The organism is Sneathiella sedimenti, assembly GCF_017313765.1.
Lineage (GTDB): Bacteria > Pseudomonadota > Alphaproteobacteria > Sneathiellales > Sneathiellaceae > Sneathiella > Sneathiella sedimenti.
Map to the genome: position 1 here is coordinate 263,995 of NZ_JAFLNC010000003.1, position 22,665 is coordinate 286,659.

Sequence of the window (22,665 nt, forward strand, 5' to 3'; positions counted from 1 at the left end):
CCGCTGGAACGATGGGCGGCAACCCTATTTTTCGAGGAGGTTTCTTAAGCGATCTATGACTTCTTCCGTTTCATCGCTCGCGCCACGCAGAATATTGAGGGCCTGATCAGAAAGATTAAGGTCTGTCGAAAGCGCGGCAAGGGTAGTTGCCTGAAGGAGTGGCCCATAAATCTTCTCGATCAGTGCCGCCGGGTAAAGCCCATCCTCATCCCGGCCCAAATCTTCCAGATGAAGCGTTTCCAGGACCGCCGTTGCCTTTTTGCCGACAAGAGCATCCGCCTGAACAATAACAACTGCGTTCGTAATATACAGGTCATTCACAATAAACTTCTTCACCGGACCCGGGCGGTCGGTGGGGAAGGCGCCGCCGGATTCCGTTGTTATGGCTTCTTTGATGTGGGCGCGAATGGTACGTAAATTGTCGCCGGATTTCGTAATTTCATAGGTAATCTCAGGCGCCTCGATTTCTATCCGCTTAATAACAATGGTGTCATTATTGACGGTTTGTGGATCGATCTGCATCTTGATACGAGGGGATAAAAATGCGGGTTGCGCGGTGTAGGGCGCAGGGCTTGCCACAGTTAGATCGAGCAACTCGGCCTCCCCGGTGGTTGGAGAGAACTCAGTTTCACGTAAAGTGACGTTAGTTTGGGTAATTGCGGATCCGTAGCTTTCCACGGTTGTTGTGATAACGGATCCTATCGAAAGATAAACAGTAATAATTGCCACGCAGAAAAGTATGACGATCCCGATCATTGCGATAGTCAGTCCACGTCTCATATAGATCACCGTTCGTAATAGTTAAAATTTCGGGCGCACCATACGATGACGAATACGGCACCGCAAGCGCAAGCGGGATTAGATGAATATTAAAGGGTTACAATAAAAAACGCCCGCCGGAAATTTCCAGGCGGGCGCTTTCCTGAGTTAGGATTTTACCTAAATCGCAGCAGCTGCTTTAGCACGTCGTTCAATCATGAAGGCGAGCGCCGCAGCAGAACCCGCTGTGACCAACGCAAAGAGTGCCAGTTCCAGATTGCTGAATGGAATGAGCGCACTTCCGCCCGGAGTCGCTAACGCGAGCCCGCCAATAAGAATAAACGCTCTGATTGGCCAACCTAGCACAGGATGGCGGTGCAGATTACCAATCCATATCAGATATCCCTGAAGCGAGCTGGCGACCAGAATGACGCCTGCTACAGCAGAGACAAACAACAGGGCAGTCTGGCTCAACTCTCCGCGGAAAATTAAGGCCGGATCAAGAACGAAGAAGAAGGGAACAAAGTAGATGATTGATCCCAACCGCATTGCCTCAAACCCTGTCCGCATCGGATTTGCACCCGCAATGGACGCAGCCGCAAAAGCTCCCAGCGCAACTGGGGGCGTGATGAAAGAAACCATACCCCAGTAAAGGATGAACAGATGAACTGACATCGGATCCAGGCCGCCTTGCACAAGAGCAGGTGCAAGAACAATGGCAAGGAAGATGTAAGCAGCAGTCACTGTCATGCCGATGCCCATAATGAAGCTGGTAATCGCGCCCATCAGAAGCAGAACGAGAATGTTACCACCTGCCATAAAGATCAGATCATTCACGAGCGTGCCCGCCATGCCAGTGATGGATAGTGCACCGACGATCAAGCCGACGCCTACCAGAATGGCCGCAATCTCCGCAAGAAGTTTGCCCGTCGCCAGAAGAAACTCCCAGAATTCCTTCATTCCCCAACGGTTAGGGGAGAAAATCTGGTTGATGACGATAAGCAATGCTGTTGCATAGAATGGCGCAAGCACTTCCTGCTTAAGATAAACCAGCATGACGATAAGCAGAACGAAGACGGCAATGAAATGCCAGCCTTTTCGGAAGGTTTCTCCCAGCTTTGGCAGAAGCTCCCGAGGCAAGCCCGGCATGTTGTTTCGAGCTGCATAGGCATCGATCTGTATGAACAGCGCCAAATAGTACAGAACCGAGGGGATAATGGCCGCCACAGCAATGGTGATATAGGGAATGTTCAGGAACACAGCCATGATGAAGGCCGTTGAGCCCATAATCGGTGGCATAAGAACACCGCCTGTCGAAGCACAGGCTTCAACACCAGCAGCATAGGAGGGCCGAAAACCGGTCTTGCGCATTGCTGGAATGGTCATAACGCCGGTTGTGATAACATTTGAGATAACACTACCGCTCATCGATCCCATAAGACCGGAAGAGAAAATAGCAACCTTCGCCGGCCCGCCGCGCACGTGCCCAAGAGCAGCAAACGCCAAATCAATGAAGAACTTCCCGCCACCGGTTTGAGTAAGGGCAACGCCGAAGATCAAAAATCCGATCACAAGGTTGGCCAGCGCCTGCATGGGTATGCCGAGCATACTTTCCGCACTTAAAACATGATAGGCCGTTGTGTCCGATAATGTGCTGCCAAGACCTGAAATTGGGCCCGGCATGATATCGGCGTATAGCGGATAGAGTGAAATGATTACCACGATCGCGAACAGGGCCGTGCCGCCGGCGCGTCTTGTTCCTTCAAGAACCAGAAGCCAAAGCACCAGGCCAAGCATAACAATATAGTCCGGCGCGCCCATTTCCCATCCGTTATCGACAATTGCTTCTGCATTCATGAAGAAAAACACAAGCAGGCCGAAGGTAACCACGGCGAACAAAATATCGTACCACGGGACTCGATCCATGGCGGATTTGCTTGTTGCGGGGAAGATGAGGAAAACAACCGGCACCAGTAATCCAAACAATGCGTACTGATACTCGTTGTCAAGCCAGGTATGCCCGACTAGAAATCCTGCGTTAAACAGCTGATTGACAGCCAGTAGGGTAACGATGACGGTAACCGCAATTACGATTGCACGCCATACGCTCGAAAGGTGACGGTGGCGCGCCAATTCTGGCTGCACCACCGCTCCGCTTTCCTGTTTTTGAGTTTCCATTTAGAAATCTACAAATATGGACTATTTAAAAATCGGATTCATGCCCGCAGCTTCAAGCGCAGCTGCACGGACTTTCATCCATTCATCCTTGAAGGCATCGCCGTCGAGGTCTTTGTCTTTCATGGTTGCCCAAGCTTCGGCCAGAACATTCTGACGCTCAATCATCTTGTTGTTGTTGGCTTCCATGTCGTCTGTCCAGACGCCGATTTCTTTCCAGTACTTAACCGCTGACTGATGGTAAGGGACTGCCCATTCAAAAGTCTGGTTTTCAAGTGCCCAGCCAGACATCGCCGGCAGTGAGTCCTTGTAGCTGTCATATTCCGAGTGAACGGCTTTCACCATTGAATACACAAGGTCAGGATCCTGGTCTGCACGGGTAATCAGGATCGGATAAGGGTAGGCCGCGCCATCATGCGGCGTGTCCTTGGAAATATTCCCTGTACCCAATGTGGCTGTATGAGGAACGAAATAAGGAGCGATTTCCTGAATGCGTGCCCAGCCTTCCTTGTCAGCAGCCGGAGTAGGCGGCCAGTAAATGCCACGAGGGGATGCTTCAAGCTGTTTGGTTGGTCCGGAAACAGTTGACGCAAATGCTGCGTCGATCTGACCTGAAACCATGCCTTTCCACATTGCGCCATAGCCGCCGAACTCTACGACTTCAACATCATCAAAGGTCAATCCGCCAAATGCGATAATAGCCTGAGTACCGATGGTGAGTGCCGGGGAACTGCGAACAACGCCGACGCGTTTACCTTTGAGGTCTTGAAACGTTTTGACCCCTGTATCGGCAGCAACGCCGACCGACAGGTTAGCATCTGAAGTTGCTGACATCAGCAACTGTACCTTCTGTGGGCCCCAGTCAGGTGTCGCAAAGTTGAATACACCTTCAGAAGCGTAGAAAGTGCCTGCGCCGTTTGCAATGAACTGAACCTTATCGGAACGTAGCGGGCCCATACGTGAAATATCGTTCTTGCCCGGTACAACCCGAAGATCAATGCCATATTTATCTTTTAAGGCCTTGCCGATGGCGACGGACTGATTATAACCAGTGGTGCCCGTGTTGTACGCGCTCCAGGCAATCGTACTCGGAAGCTTTACATCGTCAGCAAAAGCGGCAGTTGAAAAAGTAAACGCCACTGCCGCTGCAGCCGCGCATAATCTTGTATTGATTCCCATTATTGTCTCCCTAAGAAAACTTGATACAGATTTTTTTGTTTTCTAATAGGACAGCATTCTGCATAGTGGAATGGTATTCTGCAAGTTTTTTTCGTGAGAAATACTTTTTACACTGAAGGTAGAAAATGCTGGAAGATGAATCTTTATCTGGGGGAGGGGCGATGCCGGACAACAATCGGCATTTCGTTACTTCCTTGGCGCGTGGTCTAGAGATTCTACAGGCTTTTCGTCCTGGTGAGGGACCGCTTGGGAACAACGAGCTTGCCAAGAGGACGAAACTACCCAGGTCTACCGTTTCCCGCCTGACGAGTACATTGCTGCAGTTGGGCTACCTTACCTATAGAAAAAGCCTTGGTAAGTACGAACCTTCACCGACGGTTCTTTCCTTGGGCTATACATTTCTCGCAAATAACAAGATTCGCTTGATGTCCCGCCCATTGATGGCTGATCTTGCAAAACAGGCCGGACTTGGGGTTGCCCTTGCAACGCGCGTGCAACTGAACATGATGTATGTGGAAACGGCTCGTGGCAGTGATCAAAGTACACTTCGACTGGAGGTCGGCTCCTTTTTACCGATCGCTAGTACTGCTGTTGGGCGCGCATTTCTCTGTAAACTTCCTGAGGGGGAAAGAAATTTCCTTCTGGACCATATTCGGCGAAAATTTTCTGATGAGTGGCCAAAAATTAAAAAGGAGTTTGAGGCGGCGGAAAGGGATTACGCAGATTTCGGATATTGTCTTTCCATAGGAGGGTGGGAGCCAAGCTTCCACGCGGTTGGCGCTGCCGCACGCGACAATTCGACGGGTGACATCGTTGCCTTTAATTGCGGAGGCTCTGCTTATCTGGTAACAGAAGCAACCTTGCGAGAAGAAGTCGGCCCCCGCCTTGTTAGCCTGGCAAGAAGCGTTGAGGTAATGTGTGGGCTGGATTGAATTTAAATTTAAAAAATAACAAGAAAGTAGAAGGATAGAAGATGGCTCTGGATACCGAGACATTTGAATTAGTGAAAGATGCAGTCTCCCGATTCGTGCGCGAGAAACTCATCCCGGCTGAGGATGTAGTGGAAGAGACGAACGACGTGCCCGAAGAAATTATCCAGGAAATGCGGGAACTGGGCCTTTTCGGTCTCTCTATTCCTGAGGAATACGGAGGGTTGGGCCTAAACATGGAGCAGGAATGCCATATCATACATGAGCTTTGCAATGCATCGCTGGCATTTCGTTCTGTGATCGGGACAACGGTTGGCATCGGCAGCCAGGGCCTCGTCATGACCGGGACGGATGAGCAAAAGAAACAGTATCTGCCGCGTCTCGCCACAGGTGAGATCATGTCATCTTTCTGCCTGACTGAGCCAGAAGCCGGTTCAGACGCGGCCTCATTGCGGACCGTGGCCGTCCGGGATGGTGATGATTATGTTCTGAACGGAACGAAACGCTTTATCACGAACGCGCTCCGTGCGGGAATGCTGACTGTCATGGCGCGCACCGATCCATCGAAAAAGGGCGCCGCGGGCATTTCAGCCTTTCTTGTCGATCCCAGTACACCAGGCATAACCATTGCCAAGGCGGACGAAAAAATGGGTCAGCGGGGTACAAAAACAAGCGATGTTATTTTTGAGGATGTCCGCATTCCTGCCTCCGCGTTGCTTGGCGGTGTTGAGGGTCAGGGTTTCTACACTGCCATGAAAGTGTTGGACCGTGGGCGGTTGCATTTGAGCTCTGTGTCGACAGGTATTTCGGAGCGAATCCTGGAAGAGGCCCTCAACTATGCGGCGGAACGTAAACAGTTCGGAACGGTGATTGGCGAGTTCCAGTTGGTTCAAGCGCTGCTCGCTGACAGCCAGACCGAACTTTTCGCGGGCAAGGCAATGACGTTGGATGCAGCAAAGAAATATGATAATAGTGAAGATATCTCGATGCTTGCGGCCTGTTGCAAGATGTTTACGACGGAGGCGGCCGGAAGGATAGCTGACCGCGCAGTGCAGATTCACGGCGGTGCGGGTTATATGGCGGAATATAAAGTCGAACGCTTTTACCGGGATGTCCGGTTGCTGCGGCTCTATGAAGGAACAACGCAAATTCAGCAGCTTGTCATCGCTCGCAACATGCTGAAATCGCATACGAATTAATAAACTGAAAAAGGGAATATCGATATGGGTGTTGATAAGATAAATAAAATGGTACCCAGCCTGCAAGGCAAGGTCAGCGATGAGGAATGGGAAACGCGCGTCAATCTCGCGGCCTGCTATCATCTCGTCGCTCATTACGGCATGAGTGATCTTGTCTTCACCCATATTTCTGCACGTGTCCCGGGCAGTGATCATCACTTCCTGATCAATCCCTATGGCCTCTTCTTTGACGAAATTACGGCGTCAAGCTTGATCAAGGTGGACATTGACGGGAATATTCTCGACGAAACACCGTTTTTCATTAACCCGGCGGGATACACAATCCACAGCGCCATTCACGCCGCGCGCGAGGATGTAGGCTGTGTGCTTCATACGCATACGACGGCCGGTATGGCCGTTGCCGCGCAGAAGCAGGGCCTGCTGCCGATCAGCCAGCACTCGATGATGTTCTATGGCCGTCTGGCCTATCATGGGTATGAAGGCATTGCGCTGGACCTTGATGAACGGGAACGTCTGGTTCGCGACATGGGCGACAGCATCGCAATGATCCTGCGTAATCACGGCCTGCTCACAGTTGGGACGACGGTTTCAGAAGCTTTCCGCCGGATCTTCTATCTTGAGAAGTCATGCGAATCGCAGATCAAGGCACTTGCGGGGGATTCCGAATTAATTCTTCCTTCCCGTGAGGTTTGTGAACATGCCGCCGGCCAGTTTAAAATCAGCGCATCACAGTCGGGCCTTGAATGGCCGGGCCTGCTGCGTCTTCTCGATCGCAAGGGAGCAAATTACCGCGACTGATCAGGGGCTTTTAAGCTTACAGTTACCGGCGCCGGGCCTGCTTCTTCAAGCAGTTTCCGGCGCTTTTTCTTTGGGCGTCTTTGATTCCTTTGATCGGCTGTAGATCAGTAACGCGACGGCGACAATTGCCGCCAGACTGAAATAGAGAACCCGATAGGCCTCAAGCGGCGCAGTGCCATCTGCAGTGGCAAAGGTGCCAATTATAAATCCGCCCATCGACTGGAGCAGGAACACTCCGAGAAACACGGCTGTGTTGAGTGTTGCAATTCCGCGGCCCAATAACCTCTCCGGAAAAATCGAACGTCCCTGGGACATTATCAGCACGCCATAGTTCCCGAAAAAACTGAAAAGAATCAAAAGCGCTGAAATCTGCCAGACCGAAACGACGGGAATTGATCCCAGTACGACCAGCAGAATTATTGTTGTGATGGAAGCGGTTGCAACCAGCTTTTTGCGGGATTTGCACACACCATCCAGATATCCATAAAAGAACGCGCCGCCAATGACCGCAACAGTCATCCAGAAAAGAATATTGCCGCGTGCCGTCAGGTCGAGCCCGTAAACGTCCCGCAGGAAATTTCCACCCCACAAACCGACGATCGACATGATCGTTCCGTAGATGACTAGGTTAATAGTAAAAACCAGCTGAAACTGCCGATCCTTAATAATACCAATCACCCCTCCCAATGTGTCCTTCATGCTCTCTACTTTTCTGGCGTGGAAAGCATGACCCTCTGGGGCGTCCTTGATGATCAGATATCCGAAAATGATAGAAACCGCACTGAACAGGCTGGCGATCCAGAAAACATCACGCCAACCGATCATATCGGTCAGGATTGCTGTTGGTGTTGTGGCCAGAATATTGCCAAGCCCTCCCATGCCAACAATTAGTGACATATAGAGGGCGAACCTTTCCGCCGATAGCCATCTCGATATAATGACGAGCGATCCCATCAGAACCGGGGCGCACCCTACACCGATAAAGAAGCGGGCCGCGGTAAGTTCAAGGAAATCCGTCGCCAAAGCGAACCCAGCCGACCCGAGGACGGCAAACAGCATCAACCCGCAGATGGTTTTTCGGGGGCCATAGCGATCAAGGAAAATGCCGACTGGTACCTGAAAAATTGCAAAGGCAATAAAGAAGGTGCCGCCGACAACACCGAGTTGCTCGTGAGTGAGCCCGAGCTCATCCATCATATTTGGCGCAATTACGGCAATGGAAGAACGGTAAAAATTACTCGCGACATAAACAATCGACAGTGTCGTGATAAGCTTGATGGCGTTCGCCGTTTCATTCTTCATTTTTATCGCGCCCGAACCTACTTTTTATTAGAGCTAGCAGGTTGCGCGCCCAAGGTCAATTCGTGTCGCAGTAGGGCTTTGCAGGCGACCGTCTTGCAGGTATGCTGACGGGAAAATAATAACATAAGGAAAAAAAAGATGGCTAGATGGCAGAAACGACCGGATGGATCAAACTGGGGCGATTTTGGAGAAAATGATCAGATAGGTCGCCTGAACCTTATTACGCCAGAGAAAATTCGCGCTGCCGCGGCAGAAATTAAAACAGGAGAGCGTTTCTGCCTTAGTTTGCCCCTTGATCTGCCGGGTGGGAATCTCCTCAATCCCCGTCGTCACCCTCCGAAAATTTCACCGACCGTCAGGTCCGGTGACCGGCCGAACATGAACTATAACCTGTCACAAGATGACCCAAACATGATTGATGTGATCTGTGATGACTTGGTTGTCCTGCATACGCAATATTCGTCGCAGTGGGATAGTCTGGCTCATGTCGGGCAGGAGTTCGACGCCGATGGCGATGGCGTGGCAGAGATTGTCTATTATAACGGCTATCGTGGTGGGGAGCATATCCAGGGACCGGAAGATGAGGGCGGTCCGCGCGCATTAGCCCTTGGTATCGAGAATATGGCTGCCGCCGGCGTTCAGGGACGCGGCGTGATGATTGATCTGGAAGGCGAATTCGGTCGGGCCCAGACGCTTGTCGGTTATGACGACCTAATGCGTGTCATGGAAAAAGACAATGTGACGGTCGAGGAAGGGGATATGGTTTGCCTGCATACCGGATTTGCCCAGATGATTATGGAGATGAACGGAAATCCGGATAAGGACAAGCTACACGGGTCCTGTGCCGCGCTCAATGGACGCGACGGCAAGCTTCTTAACTGGATCACTGATTCAGGCCTTTCCCTGCTGATCGCTGATAACTATGCGGTTGAGGCGCACCCGTCTGTGCCCGGACAGGGAAGCTGCGCCTTCCTTCCGATCCATGAGCATTGCCTGTTCAAGCTCGGCATACATCTTGGGGAACTTTGGTATCTGACGCCCTTGAATAATTGGCTAAAGGCAAATAAACGTTCACGTTTCATGTTGACTGCACCACCAATCCGCTTGCCGGGCGCGGTTGGGTCTCCTGCCAATCCGGTCGCAACAGTATAGTAAATTGCGATTTCTACGGCTATTGCATGTGTGGGCGGGCGCATTATGTTACCCTTGTAGCTTGCCCACGCAAATTTATTCTGCTAGCTGACGGCCGTATATCAATTTCCCCGACAAAGGGAACAGGAGTTCTTAATGTTTATTCAGACCTTGCCGCATGAAAATGAAGACAGGATGAAGTTTCTGCCTGGGCGTCAGGTTCTGGCGACAGGATCCATTCTGTTTGAGGACGAAAAGGAAGGGCGCGCGCGCTCTCCCCTTGCGGCACGTCTATTTGATATCCCCGGCGTCCGCTCTGTGGAGCTTGGGGAAGATTATGTGACAATCGTTAAACTGACAGACGACGAGCACAAGACTCTGTGGATACAGCTCAAGCCGATGGTTCTGGCCGCAATCATGGATCATTATATGAGTGGTATGCCCGTTTTGAACGGGGATCAGCAGGTAGCAAGCGCCAGCTATTCTGAAGATGATCAGAAGATCGTTGATTCCATAGTTGATCTGATCGACACACGTGTCCAGCCGCAGCTTCGTGAGGACGGAGGTGAAGTCGCGTTTAAATCCTTTGATCCCACGGAAGGCGTTGTCGTGTTGGAGATGGACAGTTCCGGTCTGTCAACGCCCGCATTCGGCACGCAAATCAAAATCGAAAATACGCTGAAGCACTATGTCCCCGAAATTCACCGGGTGCGGTTTGAACGCATGGTCGAAGAAGAGGCCGCATCTGCGACGGATCGACCGGGCCTTCAAACTGAAGAGGCGGATCAAATCCGCGTCCTTCTAGAGACACGGATCAATCCCGCGATTGCGGCGCACGGCGGATACATCACCCTCATCGACATTAAGGACAACACCGCCTTTGTTGAAATGGCGGGTGGTTGCCAAGGGTGTGGAATGGCCGATGCGACGCTAAAGCAGGGTGTGGAAGTGGAAATCAAATCCGCCGTACCGGCAATCGAACGGGTTTTGGATGTCACTGATCATGCAGGCGGCGCAAATCCCTATTATGTGGGATATTAAGCGCCGCGACGCCTAGTCAACTTCTTCTATGGATTTGATAACGAAGCCGCGCTCCGCACTATATTTGCGGCGCATTTTTTCCCATGCCTGTTCGAGACTTTCCGCATAGACGTCAAAATAATGCGTTTCTGCCCAGCTATCTGAGAGGTTTTTATGGTGCTCGCCCTCCTGGAGTGCGTCAAGAACTTCCTCGTTAAAAATAGCTGCTTCAAATTTCAGCTGCATTCCCGGTCTCGCCTAATGTTATTACTTCAAAGATTCTTGCATTTTTGAATTAAAATTTGGTTAGTCAGCGTACTCCACAATTGCTTCATTGAGGACAGGAAAATTCACTGAATTGGCGATAAAACAAGTTTCATGAGCGTCGTGATGAAGACGTCTTGCCTTGTCTAGATTGCTTGTCTTGGTAATGGTCACAACAGGCCGCAATATAATCTCAGAGAACCTAAGTTTACCGTCAAGCATTTCCATTTTTCCCCAGGCTTCGTCGTGATACGCGGTGACAGAGATATTCTTTCGCGCACAGAGTGCCAGATAGCTCAGCATGTGACAGGCGGAAAGCGACGCAACCAGCAGATCTTCCGGATTGTAGCGGTCATCCGTACCAAGAAATACAGGGGCCGCCGATCCCTTGATGACCGGTCGTCCACCGATTGCAATATCATAGTCGCGGGAATAGCTTTTATAGTCCGTCGTTGGGCCGTTGACCGCGCCTTTCCAGTCAATAAGCGCAACAAATTCATGTGTATGTGCCATTGTTTAACCGTTTCACGCTAATTCACATTATCGGGAGCAGGAGCGATATCGCTTTGCCTTGTTATTAGAATACAACTATGTAACTTTTGAATTCACGATCTCACGGTTATTTGGGTGAATCAATAGGGTATTTCGAAGAAAAAATGTTTGATGCAGCGCTGCGAAATATCATTGATCCGCCCCTGAATGCGATGGGAACGAAAATTGCCGCCATTGGAGTTTCCGCGAATACTGTCACGGTCGTTGGCTTTCTCCTCGGCATGTTGTCTGTCCCCTTTATTGCGACAGAGTATTATAGCGTAGCCCTTATACTTATTGTGCTGAACCGGGTATTCGACGGCCTGGATGGCGCTGTTGCGCGCCATTCGCTGTTGACGAATTTCGGGGGCTATCTTGATATTGTCTGTGACTTCATTTTTTACGCGGCGGTTGTTTTTGGGTTTGCGCTGGCCCGCCCCGAAAATGCGCTTTATGCAGCCTTTCTCATTTTCAGTTTTATGGGAACAGGTTCGAGCTTTCTGACTTACGCAATAATGGCAGAAAAATACGGCATATCGACGGATATTCAGGGGCGCAAATCGCTCTATTATCTCGGCGGTCTTGCTGAAGGCGGGGAGACAATTGCAGCAATGTTGTTGATGTGCGTATTCCCGGATTATTTTTTGATCATCGCGCTCGTATTTGGCGCCATGTGCTGGATTACGACAGTTACACGGATCTATGCCGCCTGGCTGACTTTTGGTAAATCCAACTGATCGGCATTGTTTGGCGGCCCGGAACCGCTATACTCAACCGACAGTAAAAGAATAATAAAAATGAAGGAGGATCCTGAATGGGCAATTGGCAAGTTGGCAATGTAAAGATTACCCGTGTTGTTGAGGTGGAGGCAACGGGCGGCACTCGATTCCTTCTGCCGCAGGCAAGCCCAGATGCAATACAGCCAATCGACTGGCTCGTCCCGCATTTTGCGACGGCGGAAGGCAAGCTGATCATGAGTATCCATGCGCTTATCATCGACACGGGAGAACGCCGGATAATCGTCGATACTTGTTTGGGCAATGATAAAAAACGTGAAATTCCCGCATGGAACATGCTGCAAACTACCTTCCTGGAAGATCTTGAAGCGGCTGGATATCCGCGGGAAAGTATTGACACCGTTCTCTGTACACATCTTCATGTCGACCATGTTGGCTGGAACACGATGTTGGTTGACGGTCAATGGGTCCCGACATTCCCGAATGCGCGCTATCTGTTCGGTGCGAAGGAATGGGAATATTGGCAAGCCACGGCACAGGAGGAATTCGGGGATGTGATCGGCGATTCGGTTGCACCAGTTGTTGACGCCGGTCTTGCTGACCTGGTGGCGATGGATCATAAAATTTGCGACGAGGTAAGTTTGTTCCCGTCACCCGGTCATACGCCGGGCCATGTCTGCGTCCAAATCCGGTCCGCTGGAGAAGAAGCAATCATTACCGGCGACAGCATGCACCACCCCTGCCAGATTGCACATCCGGAGTGGTCGAGCGCCGTGGATGCCGATGCAGGTGCCGCTCAGGCAACTCGGGAAGCATTTTTGGAGAAATACGGCAATTCGGATACACTGATTATTGGTACTCATTTTGCGACGCCGACAGCCGGGCATCTTAAAAAGAAAGAAAACGGAGAGTATTGGTTGAAAACATAACAAGAGCCCGGACGTCGACTTCTTTATAGTATCTGGCGGTAAGGGAGGGGAGATACAGATTATCGCGTGCAGATATTTAGATGTATAAAAACAGGGAGCGACAATATGCTAAAAAAAATTTCACGGACTCTATTTGTTACCGCCGTGGCAGCGTTGGCATTCAGCCCGGCTGCGTATGCAGCGGATTCTGAAGCATGCAAGAAAGTAAGATTCTCCGACGTTGGCTGGACGGATATTACGGCAACTACGGCGGCAGCATCTGTTGTCCTGGATGCCTTGGGGTATGAACCGACTGCGACGGTTCTATCCGTTCCGGTTACATACGCCAGCCTGAAGAACGGGGATATTGACGTATTTCTTGGAAACTGGATGCCGACAATGGAGGCGGACATAGCGCCTTATCGCGCAGATGGTTCAGTAGAAACGACGGGGATGAACCTTTCCGGCGCGAAATATACCCTTGCCGTCAATAAAGCGGCAGCAGACGGCGGTATCAAGAGTTTTGCCGATATTGCCAAGTTTAAGGACAAGCTGGATGGCAAGATATATGGGATCGAGCCCGGTAACGATGGTAATCGCCTGATTCAGGACATGATCGATAAGGATGCTTTCGGGCTGAAAGGCTTTGAGGTCGTCGAGTCGAGCGAGCAGGGGATGTTGGCCCAAGTTGCCCGTGCAGACCGGAAAGACGAATGGGTCGTATTTCTGGGCTGGGAACCCCATCCGATGAACGCCAATTTTGAGCTGACCTATCTTGCGGGTGGTGACGATTATTTCGGGCCGAATTTCGGCGGTGCAGAAGTCTATACGAATGTGCGCAAGGGATATCTCGCTGACTGTCCGAATGCCGGGAAGCTCATTTCCAATCTGAAATTCACGCTGGCAATGGAAAACGAGATTATGGGAGCGATCCTTGATGATGGCGAGGATCCGAAAAAGGCAGCCAAGGCCTGGCTGAAAGCTCATCCGGACGTTCCTGCGGCTTGGGTGGCGGGTGTCACCACATTCGATGGCGGAGATGCAGCCGCGGCCCTCAACAAGGATCTCGGTATGTAATTGAAAAATGGCGGTAGGGTAATCACCCTGCCGCCATTTTCGTTATTCGGCGTATTCTGACCGCGTAGAATAGGGGGGCGTGAGATGGAGTGGCTTACCGATCATAAAATTCCACTCGGAAGATGGATCAGCGACGGCGTTGATCTGCTGCTCGATCACGGGGCGTGGATATTTGACAGTTTTGCCGACGGGCTGGCATTTCTGATCAACGCGCTGGTGGATCTGATGCTTTGGTGCCCACCACTTCTTCTGGTGGCAATCTTCGCAGGATTGGCCTATGCGCTGCATCGAAGCTGGAAGCTTTCTCTCCTGATCCTGATTTCCCTGCTGCTTGTCATCAATCTCGGATATTGGGAGGAAACAGTTCGAACACTGGGCCTGATAATATTCGCGACGTTAAGCTGCGTCATTGTTGGTGTACCGCTTGGAATATTGGCCGCGCATCGTCAGGGATTTTATACGGTATTGCGGCCCATCCTCGATCTCATGCAGACCATACCGACATTCGTCTATCTAATTCCGACAATGATCATGTTTGGTCTAGGTGTGGTGCCGGGCCTGATTTCTACCGTAATCTTCGCCATCCCCGCGCCCATCCGTCTTACATATCTGGGCGTTTCCAACGTGCCCAAGCCCCTCATCGAGGCGGGGGAGGCTTTCGGCGCGACGAAGCGGCAGATACTCTGGAAAATTGAGCTGCCCCATGCGGCACCGACCATAATGGCCGGCGTGACGCAATGCATAATGCTGTGTCTATCAATGGTGGTCATTGCGGCAATGGTCGGCGCGCCGGGGCTTGGTGTTCCTGTCTTGCGCGCCCTCAATACGGTGAATATTGCGAAAGGGTTTGAGGCTGGCCTCGCTATCGTGATTATCGCCATATTGCTCGACCGCCTCTGCAAGCAACCCTCCAAGACGGAGAAGAAATAACATGGCCGTCGTAGAATTCAGGGATGTCGATATTATTTTCGGATCGAATCCGGCGCCGGCTCTCACGCTCCTGGATCAGGGCGCGGACCGGGAAAATATTCTCACGGAAACGGGAAATGTGCTTGGTGTGGCGGGGGCGTCGCTTTCCGTTGAAGCAGGGGAGATATGTGTCCTGATGGGGTTGTCCGGATCGGGCAAGTCAACCTTGCTGCGTGCCGTCAACGGGCTGAACAAGGTCACACGCGGAAAGGTACTGGTAGAGCATGAGGGACGCCAGATAAATCTGCCCGAATGTGATGCTGTGACACTTCGGTATCTCAGAATGCACCGTATTTCGATGGTCTTTCAGCAATTTGCGTTGCTGCCCTGGCGAACCGTGTCGGAAAATGTCGGCTTTGGCCTGGAACTGCGGGGCGTGACCAAGCGAGAACGAAACCGTATTGTCGAAGAAAAGCTGGAACTGGTGCAGCTCGACCAATGGAAGGACAAGTTCGTCCATGAGCTTTCTGGGGGTATGCAACAGCGTGTCGGCCTTGCCCGGGCTTTCGCAACCGATGCCGATATTCTGCTGATGGACGAGCCTTTTTCCGCGCTTGACCCATTGATCCGTAACCGGTTGCAGGATGAACTTCTGCAACTTCAGGAGAGAATGCACAAGACCATCATTTTTGTTAGCCATGATCTTGATGAGGCGCTTAAAATTGGCAATAAAATTGCGATCATGGATCAGGCACGTATCGTCCAGTATGACACCGCGGAAGAAATTGTCCGTAATCCGGCGAATAAGTATGTTGCCGATTTTGTGGGGCATATGAATCCGCTCAATGTTCTGAAAGGCAGGACACTGATGACGACAACAGATAAAATTCCAAGACGTGCTGAGGAACTTATTCTGGATCGCGCGGGATACTGCCGGCTGAAAATAGACGAGAAGTCTGCCATTTTGTCTGCGACGTCTAATGGAGAGCCCTCGGAAATAATCTCTTTTTCCGGTCCGGAGGGGATAGAGGGCATTCAGTATAACCAGTTTGTTACCGCGCCCGCGGATATCATGCTGAGGGATGTGATCGAGATTAGACGTCGTTCAGGTTCGCCGGTATTGTTTGTTGAGGAAGAAAAACTTATCGGTATGATTGGCGACGATGAAATTTTTGAAGGATTTCTCAATTTACAGGATAGCTAAATAGTCCGGGGCGCAACACTGGATGAGGAAAAAGAAAAATGAAATTATATGATTGTCCGGGACCGCCGAGCCCACGTCGTGTACGAATCTTTATGGCGGAGAAGGGTATTGATCTTGAAAAAGTGATCGTCAATATGCGCGATGGAGAGCAATTGAGCGAGGAATTCAAGAAAATAAATCCGCACTGTACTGTACCGGTACTGGAATTGGACGACGGCAGCCGGATCTCCTCGATCGACGCGATCAATCGCTATCTTGAGGAAAAATTCCCCGAACCGCCGCTATTCGGTAAATCACCGGAGGAGCGGGCGCGTATCAATGATTGTAATCATTATGTCAATGTTAATGGCTTTATGGCTGTTGCGGAAGCCCTCCGAAATTCCGCGCCACGGCTCGCCCATCGGGCCATAACCGGACCACGAAATGTTGAACAGATCGCTGAACTCGCGGAACGCGGCCGTCAACGCGTAGTTTATTTCTTCGAGGATATGAACAAGCAGCTTGAGGGGCAGGAGTTTGTGGCGGGAGACAACTATTCCGTCGCAGATATCGGTGCCATGGTTGTCGTGGACTTCGCAACCGGCATGGCAAAGATCGAGATGCCGGACGGTCTGAACAATCTCAAACGCTGGCACGATGCAGTGTCCGCCCGTCCGAGCGCGAGCGCATAATGTAAACTAACTCTGGCGGCGGCGACCGCGGCGACTACCCCTGCCACTTGCAGGGGCCGCTCCGTGAGACGCTTCCGCCGGTAGCTTCACCTGCCAAACGGGACCGAAGCGCGCCTCTATATCCGAGATATTGATGTCCCGCTGAGGCGTATACCCGTCAAGGGCATCGGCCATCGCTTTCAGATGCGCATGGCTGGTCCCGCAACAACCGCCAATGATCCGCGCGCCAGCGTCCGCCGCGAGACGCGCATAATCAGCCATCACGTCCAGCGTTCCGCTATAATGAAGCTTGCCATCCTTGAATTCCGGAATGCCGCAGTTGGCTTTGGCAACAATGACATCGCCTTCTTCCGCGGTGGATTTAAGTCCCAGGACCGTTTCCAGCAACTCACCCGCGCCAACCCCGCAATTGGCGCCCCAGCCAATCGGGCGCGCTGGCAGCTCATGACAAAACTCTGTAAAGTCAGCGGGCTTAATGCCCATCATCGTCCGCCGGTTCGTATCGAATGACATGGTGCAGACGAAGGGATGTCCCGTGGCTTCGGCTGCTTTAACGGCGGCGGCAACTTCCTCTTTGGAGGACATCGTCTCAATCCAGAGCACATCGACACCGCCTTCAACCAATGCATCGGCCTGCGCCTTGAAGGCGTGAACGGCGCTGTCATGCGTCAATGCGCCCATTGGCTCCATCAACTCTCCTGTCGGTCCCATGGACCCTGCCACAATCACGGTGCGGTCAATTCGGTCCGCTTCCGCGCGGGCAATTATTGCGGCCGACAGATTTAGCTCTCGAACGCGATCTTGCGCATTATGAAGCTTGAGCCGGTAACTTGTTCCGCCGAAACTGTTGGTCAGGATGATATCCGAGCCGGCGTCGACAAAACCCCGGTGCAAATCATGGATTTTTTCCGGTGCGTCGATATTCCACAGCTCCGGCGCGTCCCCCGACTGGAGGCCGACGGCAAAAAGATTTGTTCCGACCGCGCCATCAGCCAGCAAGAAGGGCTTGCTGTCCAGAAGCTGTTGAAGTTTATTGACCATCTTTTTGTCCTATGAAAAAGCTCCAGAAAGACTACGCATTATTTGAGCCCTTGTCATTATTTGCGTCTTCTGATGGTTTCGGCTTATCAGACGCTTCGTCGGCCACGATGATCACGTCATCACTAGTGTCATTCCCGGTTGCAGGGGGTGTTTCCGGCGGCCAGGGCCCAACGGGGAAAGGCTTTTCATCGCTCTGGTAGGACAAAAAGGCGACGAGCTGCTTGTTATACTCTGCAAGTGCCCCGCCAAAGGATTGTACGCGTTCAAAAGGAGAGCCGGTCAGCAGGGCCTTGAGGAATTGTATGATGGTGATAGCAAAAAGGACAATGCTGGCCACCCGGAAAATGATCGCGTAGAGGATCAGGTAAATTAATCTCGTCCATGTCGTTTTCGATTTAACGTGTTTCTTTACGTCATCCGTCATCGGTAGCACCCCTTGAGATGGTCAATAAGTTGCGGCAGGAATATCCACGCATTTCAGGCTGCTTAAAGCCAGCGCCGAACCCTTGCCTTGTAGTCTAGATATTCCTTGCCAAACTTATCTTCAAGGTAGGCCTCTTCCCGGGCAATGACATAATAGCGAATTACGACGAGACAGAAGGGAAGAAGAATAACGGCCAGCCAACTGCCAGCGGCAATGGCAATACCGGCATATAGCACGGCCATAGCGAGGTAAATAGGATTGCGGGAGTATTTATAGGCTCCATCGGAAATAATGGTCGTGGTGGGTTTCCAGGGTTCGACATTAGAACCGGCGGTATTGTGTTTTCGTGCCGCGACGAACAGGTAGATGGCGGAAAGGACAGCAATTACGCCGCCGAGTATGGTCAGGTAATTTGAGGAAAGACGGCTATCAATCCAGGCTGAATCTAAAAGAATCCCAACTGCAAGAAATGCCAGGAAACAAAGCGGCGGAGGAATTTTCACTCCGGCGTTATCAGGTTTAGACATCGGTGCCTCCCTTATAAGCTGCTTAATATTAGCAAAAAAGAGGCAATGTATCCGTGTCGCGCGTCACAAACGGCTGCTATTGCGGAACATTGGCCGCGAGATATTCGATTGCTGCCTGCGTTCCGCCCGTTCCATGGGGAATTTTCAGGGCTTTCAGACTCATTTCTATGGAGCTTAGCGTCCCCAGTAGCATCGGCGCATTGATATGTCCCATATGCGCAATCCGAAGTGCTTTTCCCGAAAGGGCCGCGATACCGACGCCTACCACAACTCCGCATTTCTCACTGCAGTAGTCATGGATGGGGCCGAGGTTTTCCTCGTTGCTGACAAGGACAGTCGTAACAGAATTCGCCCGTTCCTTCGGTTCTGTAATATTAAAAGCGAATTCGCCTTGTTCGGACCATTTTTCAACGGCCGCTCGCGTCGCGCCCGCAAGCAGTTGATGACGGGTGAAAATCTGATTCAGCCCTTCCTCGCGGATTATTTCAAACGCTTTTTGCAGGCCGAAAAGCATGTGGACGGGTGGGGTGCCGGCATAATTTTGGTAATGCTCTGCGCCCTGTCGACTGGTCCAGTCCCAATAGGCCGTTCGAAGATTGGCGTTTTGGTGGCGTGCCATGGCCTTTTTATTGGCGATTGTGAAGCTAACGCCTGGTGACATCATCAAGCCCTTTTGACAGGCGGCGACGGTAACGTCGACCCCCCATTCATCCATCCGATAGTCCATCGTTCCCAGGGAGGCAATTGTATCCACCATCAGCAAGGCGTCATGACCGGCATTGTCAATTGCGCGGCGAATCGCCGGGATATCATTAAATACGCTGGAGGCTGTGTCGACCTGTACAACAAGGACGGCCTTGATGTCGCCGCTCTTGTCCGCTTTTAGCCGGGCCTCGACCGCATCTGGGTCGACTGCTTTTCGCCAATTACCGGGCAGGACTTCCACATCCAGTCCGATGGTGCCGCCAGATTGTCCCCAGCCAGCAGCAAATGAGCCGCTCTCGAGCACCAGCACTTTTTCATTCCGGCTGAGAACATTGCTGAGTGCAGCTTCCCATGCACCATGGCCGTTGGCGATGTAAATGAAGGGTGTACCATTGGATTTGCTGATCATGCGTAGATCATCTTTAAGGCGGGCGGTCACATTGACGAGCTCGCCCTTGCGAATATCCACAGCCGGACGGTGCATTGCCGCCAAGACTTCATCGGGAACGGTTGTTGGACCAGGTATGCTCAAAAATTGGCGGCCGTTTCTGACACTCATAATGGTATTTTCCCGTATTAGATATTCATTGGCGTTGAAAAGTGTATGCGCTTTTGCGGGCAGGGCAATCGCAATTTATTCAGCTGCTCAATCGTCATCAGGATTTTCCTTCCGCCCATAGGCCTTCTGTGCGACAGAACTGTAGAGCTGCTTGCTTGATGAGCCGAGGCTGCCAAGAGGCAAGAACTCCGCTTTTTTCTTGCCGGAGGGACGCTGAATGACACGGACAATTGTCAATGCCGTAAGAAACAATGTGCAGCCCATTATATAGTAAAACAGGCCGTTCGGTCCGACCTGCCCCATGATTTGCGAGGCGGCAATCGGTCCGATGCTGGCACCCGTACCATAGGCCAGCAAGAGACCCGCGGAAACCTGGACCAGCCGATCCTGATCCGCGAGGTCATTCACCTGTGCGGACGACATCGGATAAATGGTATAGCAAAAGCCACCATAGATAAGGCAAAAGCCAAACAGGGCCAGAATATAGTGCTCTTCGGCGGCCCAAATAATGCCGCCGCTGACGAGCGCGGTGGCAAGCGCGGAACTGATCAGGATTGTCCGCCGATCAAAGAGGTCAGACAGCCGGCCTACCGGAAACTGCAGGAGCATGCCCCCCAGGAGGATCGTCGCCATGAAGGTGGATATCTGGCCAAGGGTCAAGCCGATGGTGGCCGCAAAGATAGGGCCCATACTGTTGATGGCGGAATTTGTGAGCCCCGCAACAAGGGTACCTGCAACGCCAACAGGCGAAATCCTGACCAGATCGCGGAATTTCATCCTCTCCGGAGCTGATGGTTTAGGCGCGGTTGCCCGGGTCAGAAGAATGGGGACAAGCGCGATGGAGAAAATAATTGATGCGACGGAGAAGAGTTGGAAGCTGTCGGGGTTCGCAATCGTGATCAGGAACTGGCCGGAGCCGGCGCCAAGATAGTTCGTGATCATATATAGCGAGAGAACACGGCCGCGCGTCGCGTTGGTCGAGCGTTCGTTCAGCCAGCTCTCAACGATCATCACCATGCCGGCCATGCAAAACCCGGTAATTGCCCGCAAAATGAACCAGGCAACCGGATCGATGATAAGTACATGCGCGAGCACGGCAACAGACATGACAGAGGCGAAGGCGGCAAAACTTCGGATGTGACCCGCGCTTGCCACTACCCGCACGGCATAAAAGGCGCCCAGCAACATGCCAATGAAAAATCCGGCCATGATCAAGCCAGTAATTTCCGTCGAAAACCCTTCAAGCTTGCTGCGCAGACCTAGTAGAGTCCCGAACATCGCGTTGGCGACCATCAGCAGGCCATAGCTTGCCAGAAGGGAGGCGACGGATTTAATTGAGCTCCATATCATCAGCCGGATCCGGTAACGGTTTGTGATGTCCGCACGGTCCAAGCCATCGCAGCGATCGATAAAGCGCCGAGCACGGCAAAGCTGGCGACGAGCGGAAGAACAGTGCCATCATAGAGCTGCGCAATCACCGTACCAAGGCCCATGGAAACAAAAGTTGTAATGGAGCCGATCACGGCTGCGGCAACACCGGCAATATGTCCGAGCGGTTCCATTGCCATGGCGTTGAAATTCCCGAACAGGATGCCGATGCAGAAGAAGATCACCATAAAGAAGGAAACCAGCGCCCAAAGCGGAGGCTGGCCGTTCCAAAGATAGGTGTACACCATAAACAGCATGGACAGCACGGTCAGCGCGACTAGTGCGTGATAGGAGAGCTTGCGCATGCCAAAACGCATCACCAGGCGGGCGTTCACGAACGAGGCTGTCCCTAGCGCCAAGGCCAGCACTCCAAAATAAACGGCAAACATATCGCCCACACCGTATTGGTCCTGGAAAATCTGCTGTGACATGGTGAGGTAGCCAAGAAAAGCGCTAAAAATAAAGCCGCCAACCATGGTAAAGCCAAAAGCAGCGCGCGTGCGAACCACTTCCTTGACCGCCCGCCAGATACGCTTGAGAGAGAGCGGCGCGCGATGTTCGAGCGCCAGTGTCTCTTCCTGCCGCAGGCCGAACCAAATGAGTGTCGCCAGTCCGAGGACAAATAAAGCGACAAAAATCATCCGCCATTCAGCAAAATAAAGGATGAGTTGGCCAAGCGCCGGCGCCAATACCGGCACCAGAATAAACACTGTCATTACCAAGGAGACAAAGCGCGCCATTTCACGCCCCTGATATTGATCACGTATAAGGGCGAGTGAGACGATCCGCGGCGAAGCGACACCTAGTCCCTGTAACAAGCGGCCGACCAGCATGATTGTAAAGTTCTGGGCAAAAATGGATAAGAGACAGCCTATGAGAAACAGGCCAAACCCCATATAAATAGCGGGCTTTCTCCCGATGCTGTCGGAGAGTGGACCATAAAACAGCTGACCTATTGCGAGGCCCAGAAAAACGGCGGCAATGACATACTGGCGGTCGTTCGGGTTCTCCGCCTGAAGATCCCGACTAATATCGAAAAGGGCAGGAAGCATCACATCAATCGCCAACGCGACCATGGAAATCATGAATGCGAGCAGGATGATTTGCTCTACAAACCCAAGCTTTTTTGATGTTGCGGACATTTGGCGAGCACAGGCTCCTGTTTAGCCGACAGCGTTCGGGATAAAA

The 22,665-nt window shown here is 51.9% G+C and carries 23 protein-coding genes; 11 read left to right on the forward strand and 12 right to left on the reverse strand.

The window, feature by feature from the left end; translation table 11 throughout:
• Nucleotides 1-24 precede the first annotated feature (24 nt).
• The 3 genes from J0X12_RS10580 to J0X12_RS10590 all read right to left on the reverse strand — a co-directional run bounded on the left by J0X12_RS10580 (nucleotide 25) and on the right by J0X12_RS10590 (nucleotide 4,113).
• Nucleotides 25-780 (reverse strand): AsmA family protein, encoded by a 756-nt coding sequence (locus tag J0X12_RS10580; protein WP_207045419.1) that lies wholly within the window; start codon nucleotides 778-780, stop codon nucleotides 25-27.
• A gap of 159 nt (nucleotides 781-939) precedes the next feature.
• A complete protein-coding gene (locus J0X12_RS10585; protein ID WP_207045421.1) occupies nucleotides 940-2,937 on the reverse strand; it encodes a TRAP transporter permease in 1,998 nt (665 codons plus the stop codon).
• Between the two features lie 21 nt (nucleotides 2,938-2,958).
• Nucleotides 2,959-4,113: a TAXI family TRAP transporter solute-binding subunit gene (locus tag J0X12_RS10590; protein ID WP_207045423.1), complete on the reverse strand. Its 1,155-nt coding sequence runs from the start codon at nucleotides 4,111-4,113 to the stop codon at nucleotides 2,959-2,961.
• Nucleotides 4,114-4,238: 125 nt separating this feature from the next.
• Here J0X12_RS10590 and J0X12_RS10595 point away from each other — a divergent pair, with 125 nt between their 5' ends.
• Genes J0X12_RS10595 through J0X12_RS10605 form a run of 3 tightly spaced genes read left to right on the forward strand, consistent with a single transcriptional unit; the run spans nucleotide 4,239 to nucleotide 7,039 of the window.
• Nucleotides 4,239-5,045 (forward strand): IclR family transcriptional regulator, encoded by an 807-nt coding sequence (locus J0X12_RS10595; protein ID WP_207045425.1) that lies wholly within the window; start codon nucleotides 4,239-4,241, stop codon nucleotides 5,043-5,045.
• Nucleotides 5,046-5,086: 41 nt separating this feature from the next.
• A complete protein-coding gene (locus tag J0X12_RS10600) occupies nucleotides 5,087-6,241 on the forward strand; it encodes an acyl-CoA dehydrogenase family protein (protein ID WP_207045428.1) in 1,155 nt (384 codons plus the stop codon).
• Nucleotides 6,242-6,265: 24 nt separating this feature from the next.
• The gene (locus J0X12_RS10605; protein WP_207045431.1) at nucleotides 6,266-7,039 is read left to right on the forward strand and encodes a class II aldolase/adducin family protein; all 774 of its coding nucleotides are present in this window, start codon (nucleotides 6,266-6,268) and stop codon (nucleotides 7,037-7,039) included.
• A gap of 45 nt (nucleotides 7,040-7,084) precedes the next feature.
• Here the strand turns inward: J0X12_RS10605 and J0X12_RS10610 are convergent, their stop codons facing one another.
• Nucleotides 7,085-8,341 (reverse strand): MFS transporter, encoded by a 1,257-nt coding sequence (locus J0X12_RS10610; protein WP_207045433.1) that lies wholly within the window; start codon nucleotides 8,339-8,341, stop codon nucleotides 7,085-7,087.
• 138 nt (nucleotides 8,342-8,479) lie between these two features.
• On the opposite strand from J0X12_RS10610, the gene J0X12_RS10615 reads away from it, so the two are divergent.
• Nucleotides 8,480-9,493, forward strand: coding sequence for a cyclase family protein (locus J0X12_RS10615; protein ID WP_207045436.1), 1,014 nt, complete (start codon nucleotides 8,480-8,482; stop codon nucleotides 9,491-9,493).
• A gap of 135 nt (nucleotides 9,494-9,628) precedes the next feature.
• Nucleotides 9,629-10,513: a NifU family protein gene (locus J0X12_RS10620; protein ID WP_207045438.1), complete on the forward strand. Its 885-nt coding sequence runs from the start codon at nucleotides 9,629-9,631 to the stop codon at nucleotides 10,511-10,513.
• Between the two features lie 12 nt (nucleotides 10,514-10,525).
• Here J0X12_RS10620 and J0X12_RS10625 read toward each other — a convergent pair whose 3' ends face one another.
• Both J0X12_RS10625 and J0X12_RS10630 read right to left on the reverse strand, forming a co-directional pair.
• Nucleotides 10,526-10,738: a hypothetical protein gene (locus J0X12_RS10625; RefSeq protein WP_207045440.1), complete on the reverse strand. Its 213-nt coding sequence runs from the start codon at nucleotides 10,736-10,738 to the stop codon at nucleotides 10,526-10,528.
• Nucleotides 10,739-10,798: 60 nt separating this feature from the next.
• The gene (locus tag J0X12_RS10630) at nucleotides 10,799-11,269 is read right to left on the reverse strand and encodes an OsmC family protein (protein ID WP_207045442.1); all 471 of its coding nucleotides are present in this window, start codon (nucleotides 11,267-11,269) and stop codon (nucleotides 10,799-10,801) included.
• A gap of 143 nt (nucleotides 11,270-11,412) precedes the next feature.
• Here J0X12_RS10630 and J0X12_RS10635 point away from each other — a divergent pair, with 143 nt between their 5' ends.
• The 6 genes from J0X12_RS10635 (at nucleotide 11,413) to J0X12_RS10660 (ending at nucleotide 16,793) form a co-directional block, all read left to right on the forward strand.
• Entirely contained in the window at nucleotides 11,413-12,024 is a 612-nt protein-coding gene (locus tag J0X12_RS10635) for a CDP-alcohol phosphatidyltransferase family protein (RefSeq protein WP_207045444.1), read from the forward strand.
• Nucleotides 12,025-12,101: 77 nt separating this feature from the next.
• Nucleotides 12,102-12,953, forward strand: coding sequence for an MBL fold metallo-hydrolase (locus J0X12_RS10640; RefSeq protein WP_207045446.1), 852 nt, complete (start codon nucleotides 12,102-12,104; stop codon nucleotides 12,951-12,953).
• 105 nt (nucleotides 12,954-13,058) lie between these two features.
• Complete coding sequence (locus tag J0X12_RS10645) at nucleotides 13,059-14,009, forward strand: choline ABC transporter substrate-binding protein (RefSeq protein WP_207045447.1); 951 nt, start codon at nucleotides 13,059-13,061, stop codon at nucleotides 14,007-14,009.
• Between the two features lie 84 nt (nucleotides 14,010-14,093).
• A complete protein-coding gene (gene choW / locus J0X12_RS10650; RefSeq protein ID WP_207045449.1) occupies nucleotides 14,094-14,939 on the forward strand; it encodes a choline ABC transporter permease subunit in 846 nt (281 codons plus the stop codon).
• 1 nt (nucleotide 14,940) lies between these two features.
• Nucleotides 14,941-16,122, forward strand: coding sequence for a choline ABC transporter ATP-binding protein (gene choV, locus J0X12_RS10655; RefSeq protein WP_207045451.1), 1,182 nt, complete (start codon nucleotides 14,941-14,943; stop codon nucleotides 16,120-16,122).
• Between the two features lie 38 nt (nucleotides 16,123-16,160).
• A complete protein-coding gene (locus J0X12_RS10660; protein ID WP_207045453.1) occupies nucleotides 16,161-16,793 on the forward strand; it encodes a glutathione S-transferase family protein in 633 nt (210 codons plus the stop codon).
• A gap of 6 nt (nucleotides 16,794-16,799) precedes the next feature.
• Here the strand turns inward: J0X12_RS10660 and bmt are convergent, their stop codons facing one another.
• The 6 genes from bmt to J0X12_RS10690 form a co-directional block, all read right to left on the reverse strand.
• Nucleotides 16,800-17,834 carry a betaine--homocysteine S-methyltransferase gene (gene bmt, locus J0X12_RS10665; protein ID WP_207045455.1) on the reverse strand — a complete coding sequence of 345 codons (1,035 nt, stop codon included), beginning with the start codon at nucleotides 17,832-17,834 and terminating at the stop codon, nucleotides 16,800-16,802.
• A 31-nt stretch (nucleotides 17,835-17,865) separates the two neighbouring features.
• Nucleotides 17,866-18,258: a DUF4389 domain-containing protein gene (locus J0X12_RS10670; RefSeq protein ID WP_207045457.1), complete on the reverse strand. Its 393-nt coding sequence runs from the start codon at nucleotides 18,256-18,258 to the stop codon at nucleotides 17,866-17,868.
• A gap of 62 nt (nucleotides 18,259-18,320) precedes the next feature.
• Nucleotides 18,321-18,785 (reverse strand): methyltransferase family protein, encoded by a 465-nt coding sequence (locus tag J0X12_RS10675; protein ID WP_207045459.1) that lies wholly within the window; start codon nucleotides 18,783-18,785, stop codon nucleotides 18,321-18,323.
• A 76-nt stretch (nucleotides 18,786-18,861) separates the two neighbouring features.
• Nucleotides 18,862-20,049 carry a pyridoxal-phosphate-dependent aminotransferase family protein gene (locus J0X12_RS10680; RefSeq protein WP_207045461.1) on the reverse strand — a complete coding sequence of 396 codons (1,188 nt, stop codon included), beginning with the start codon at nucleotides 20,047-20,049 and terminating at the stop codon, nucleotides 18,862-18,864.
• A gap of 87 nt (nucleotides 20,050-20,136) precedes the next feature.
• A complete protein-coding gene (locus J0X12_RS10685) occupies nucleotides 20,137-21,399 on the reverse strand; it encodes an MFS transporter (protein ID WP_207045463.1) in 1,263 nt (420 codons plus the stop codon).
• Nucleotides 21,399-22,619 (reverse strand): multidrug effflux MFS transporter, encoded by a 1,221-nt coding sequence (locus J0X12_RS10690; protein ID WP_207045465.1) that lies wholly within the window; start codon nucleotides 22,617-22,619, stop codon nucleotides 21,399-21,401. Before J0X12_RS10690 ends, J0X12_RS10685 begins: the two co-directional genes overlap by 1 nt.
• Nucleotides 22,620-22,665 lie beyond the last annotated feature (46 nt).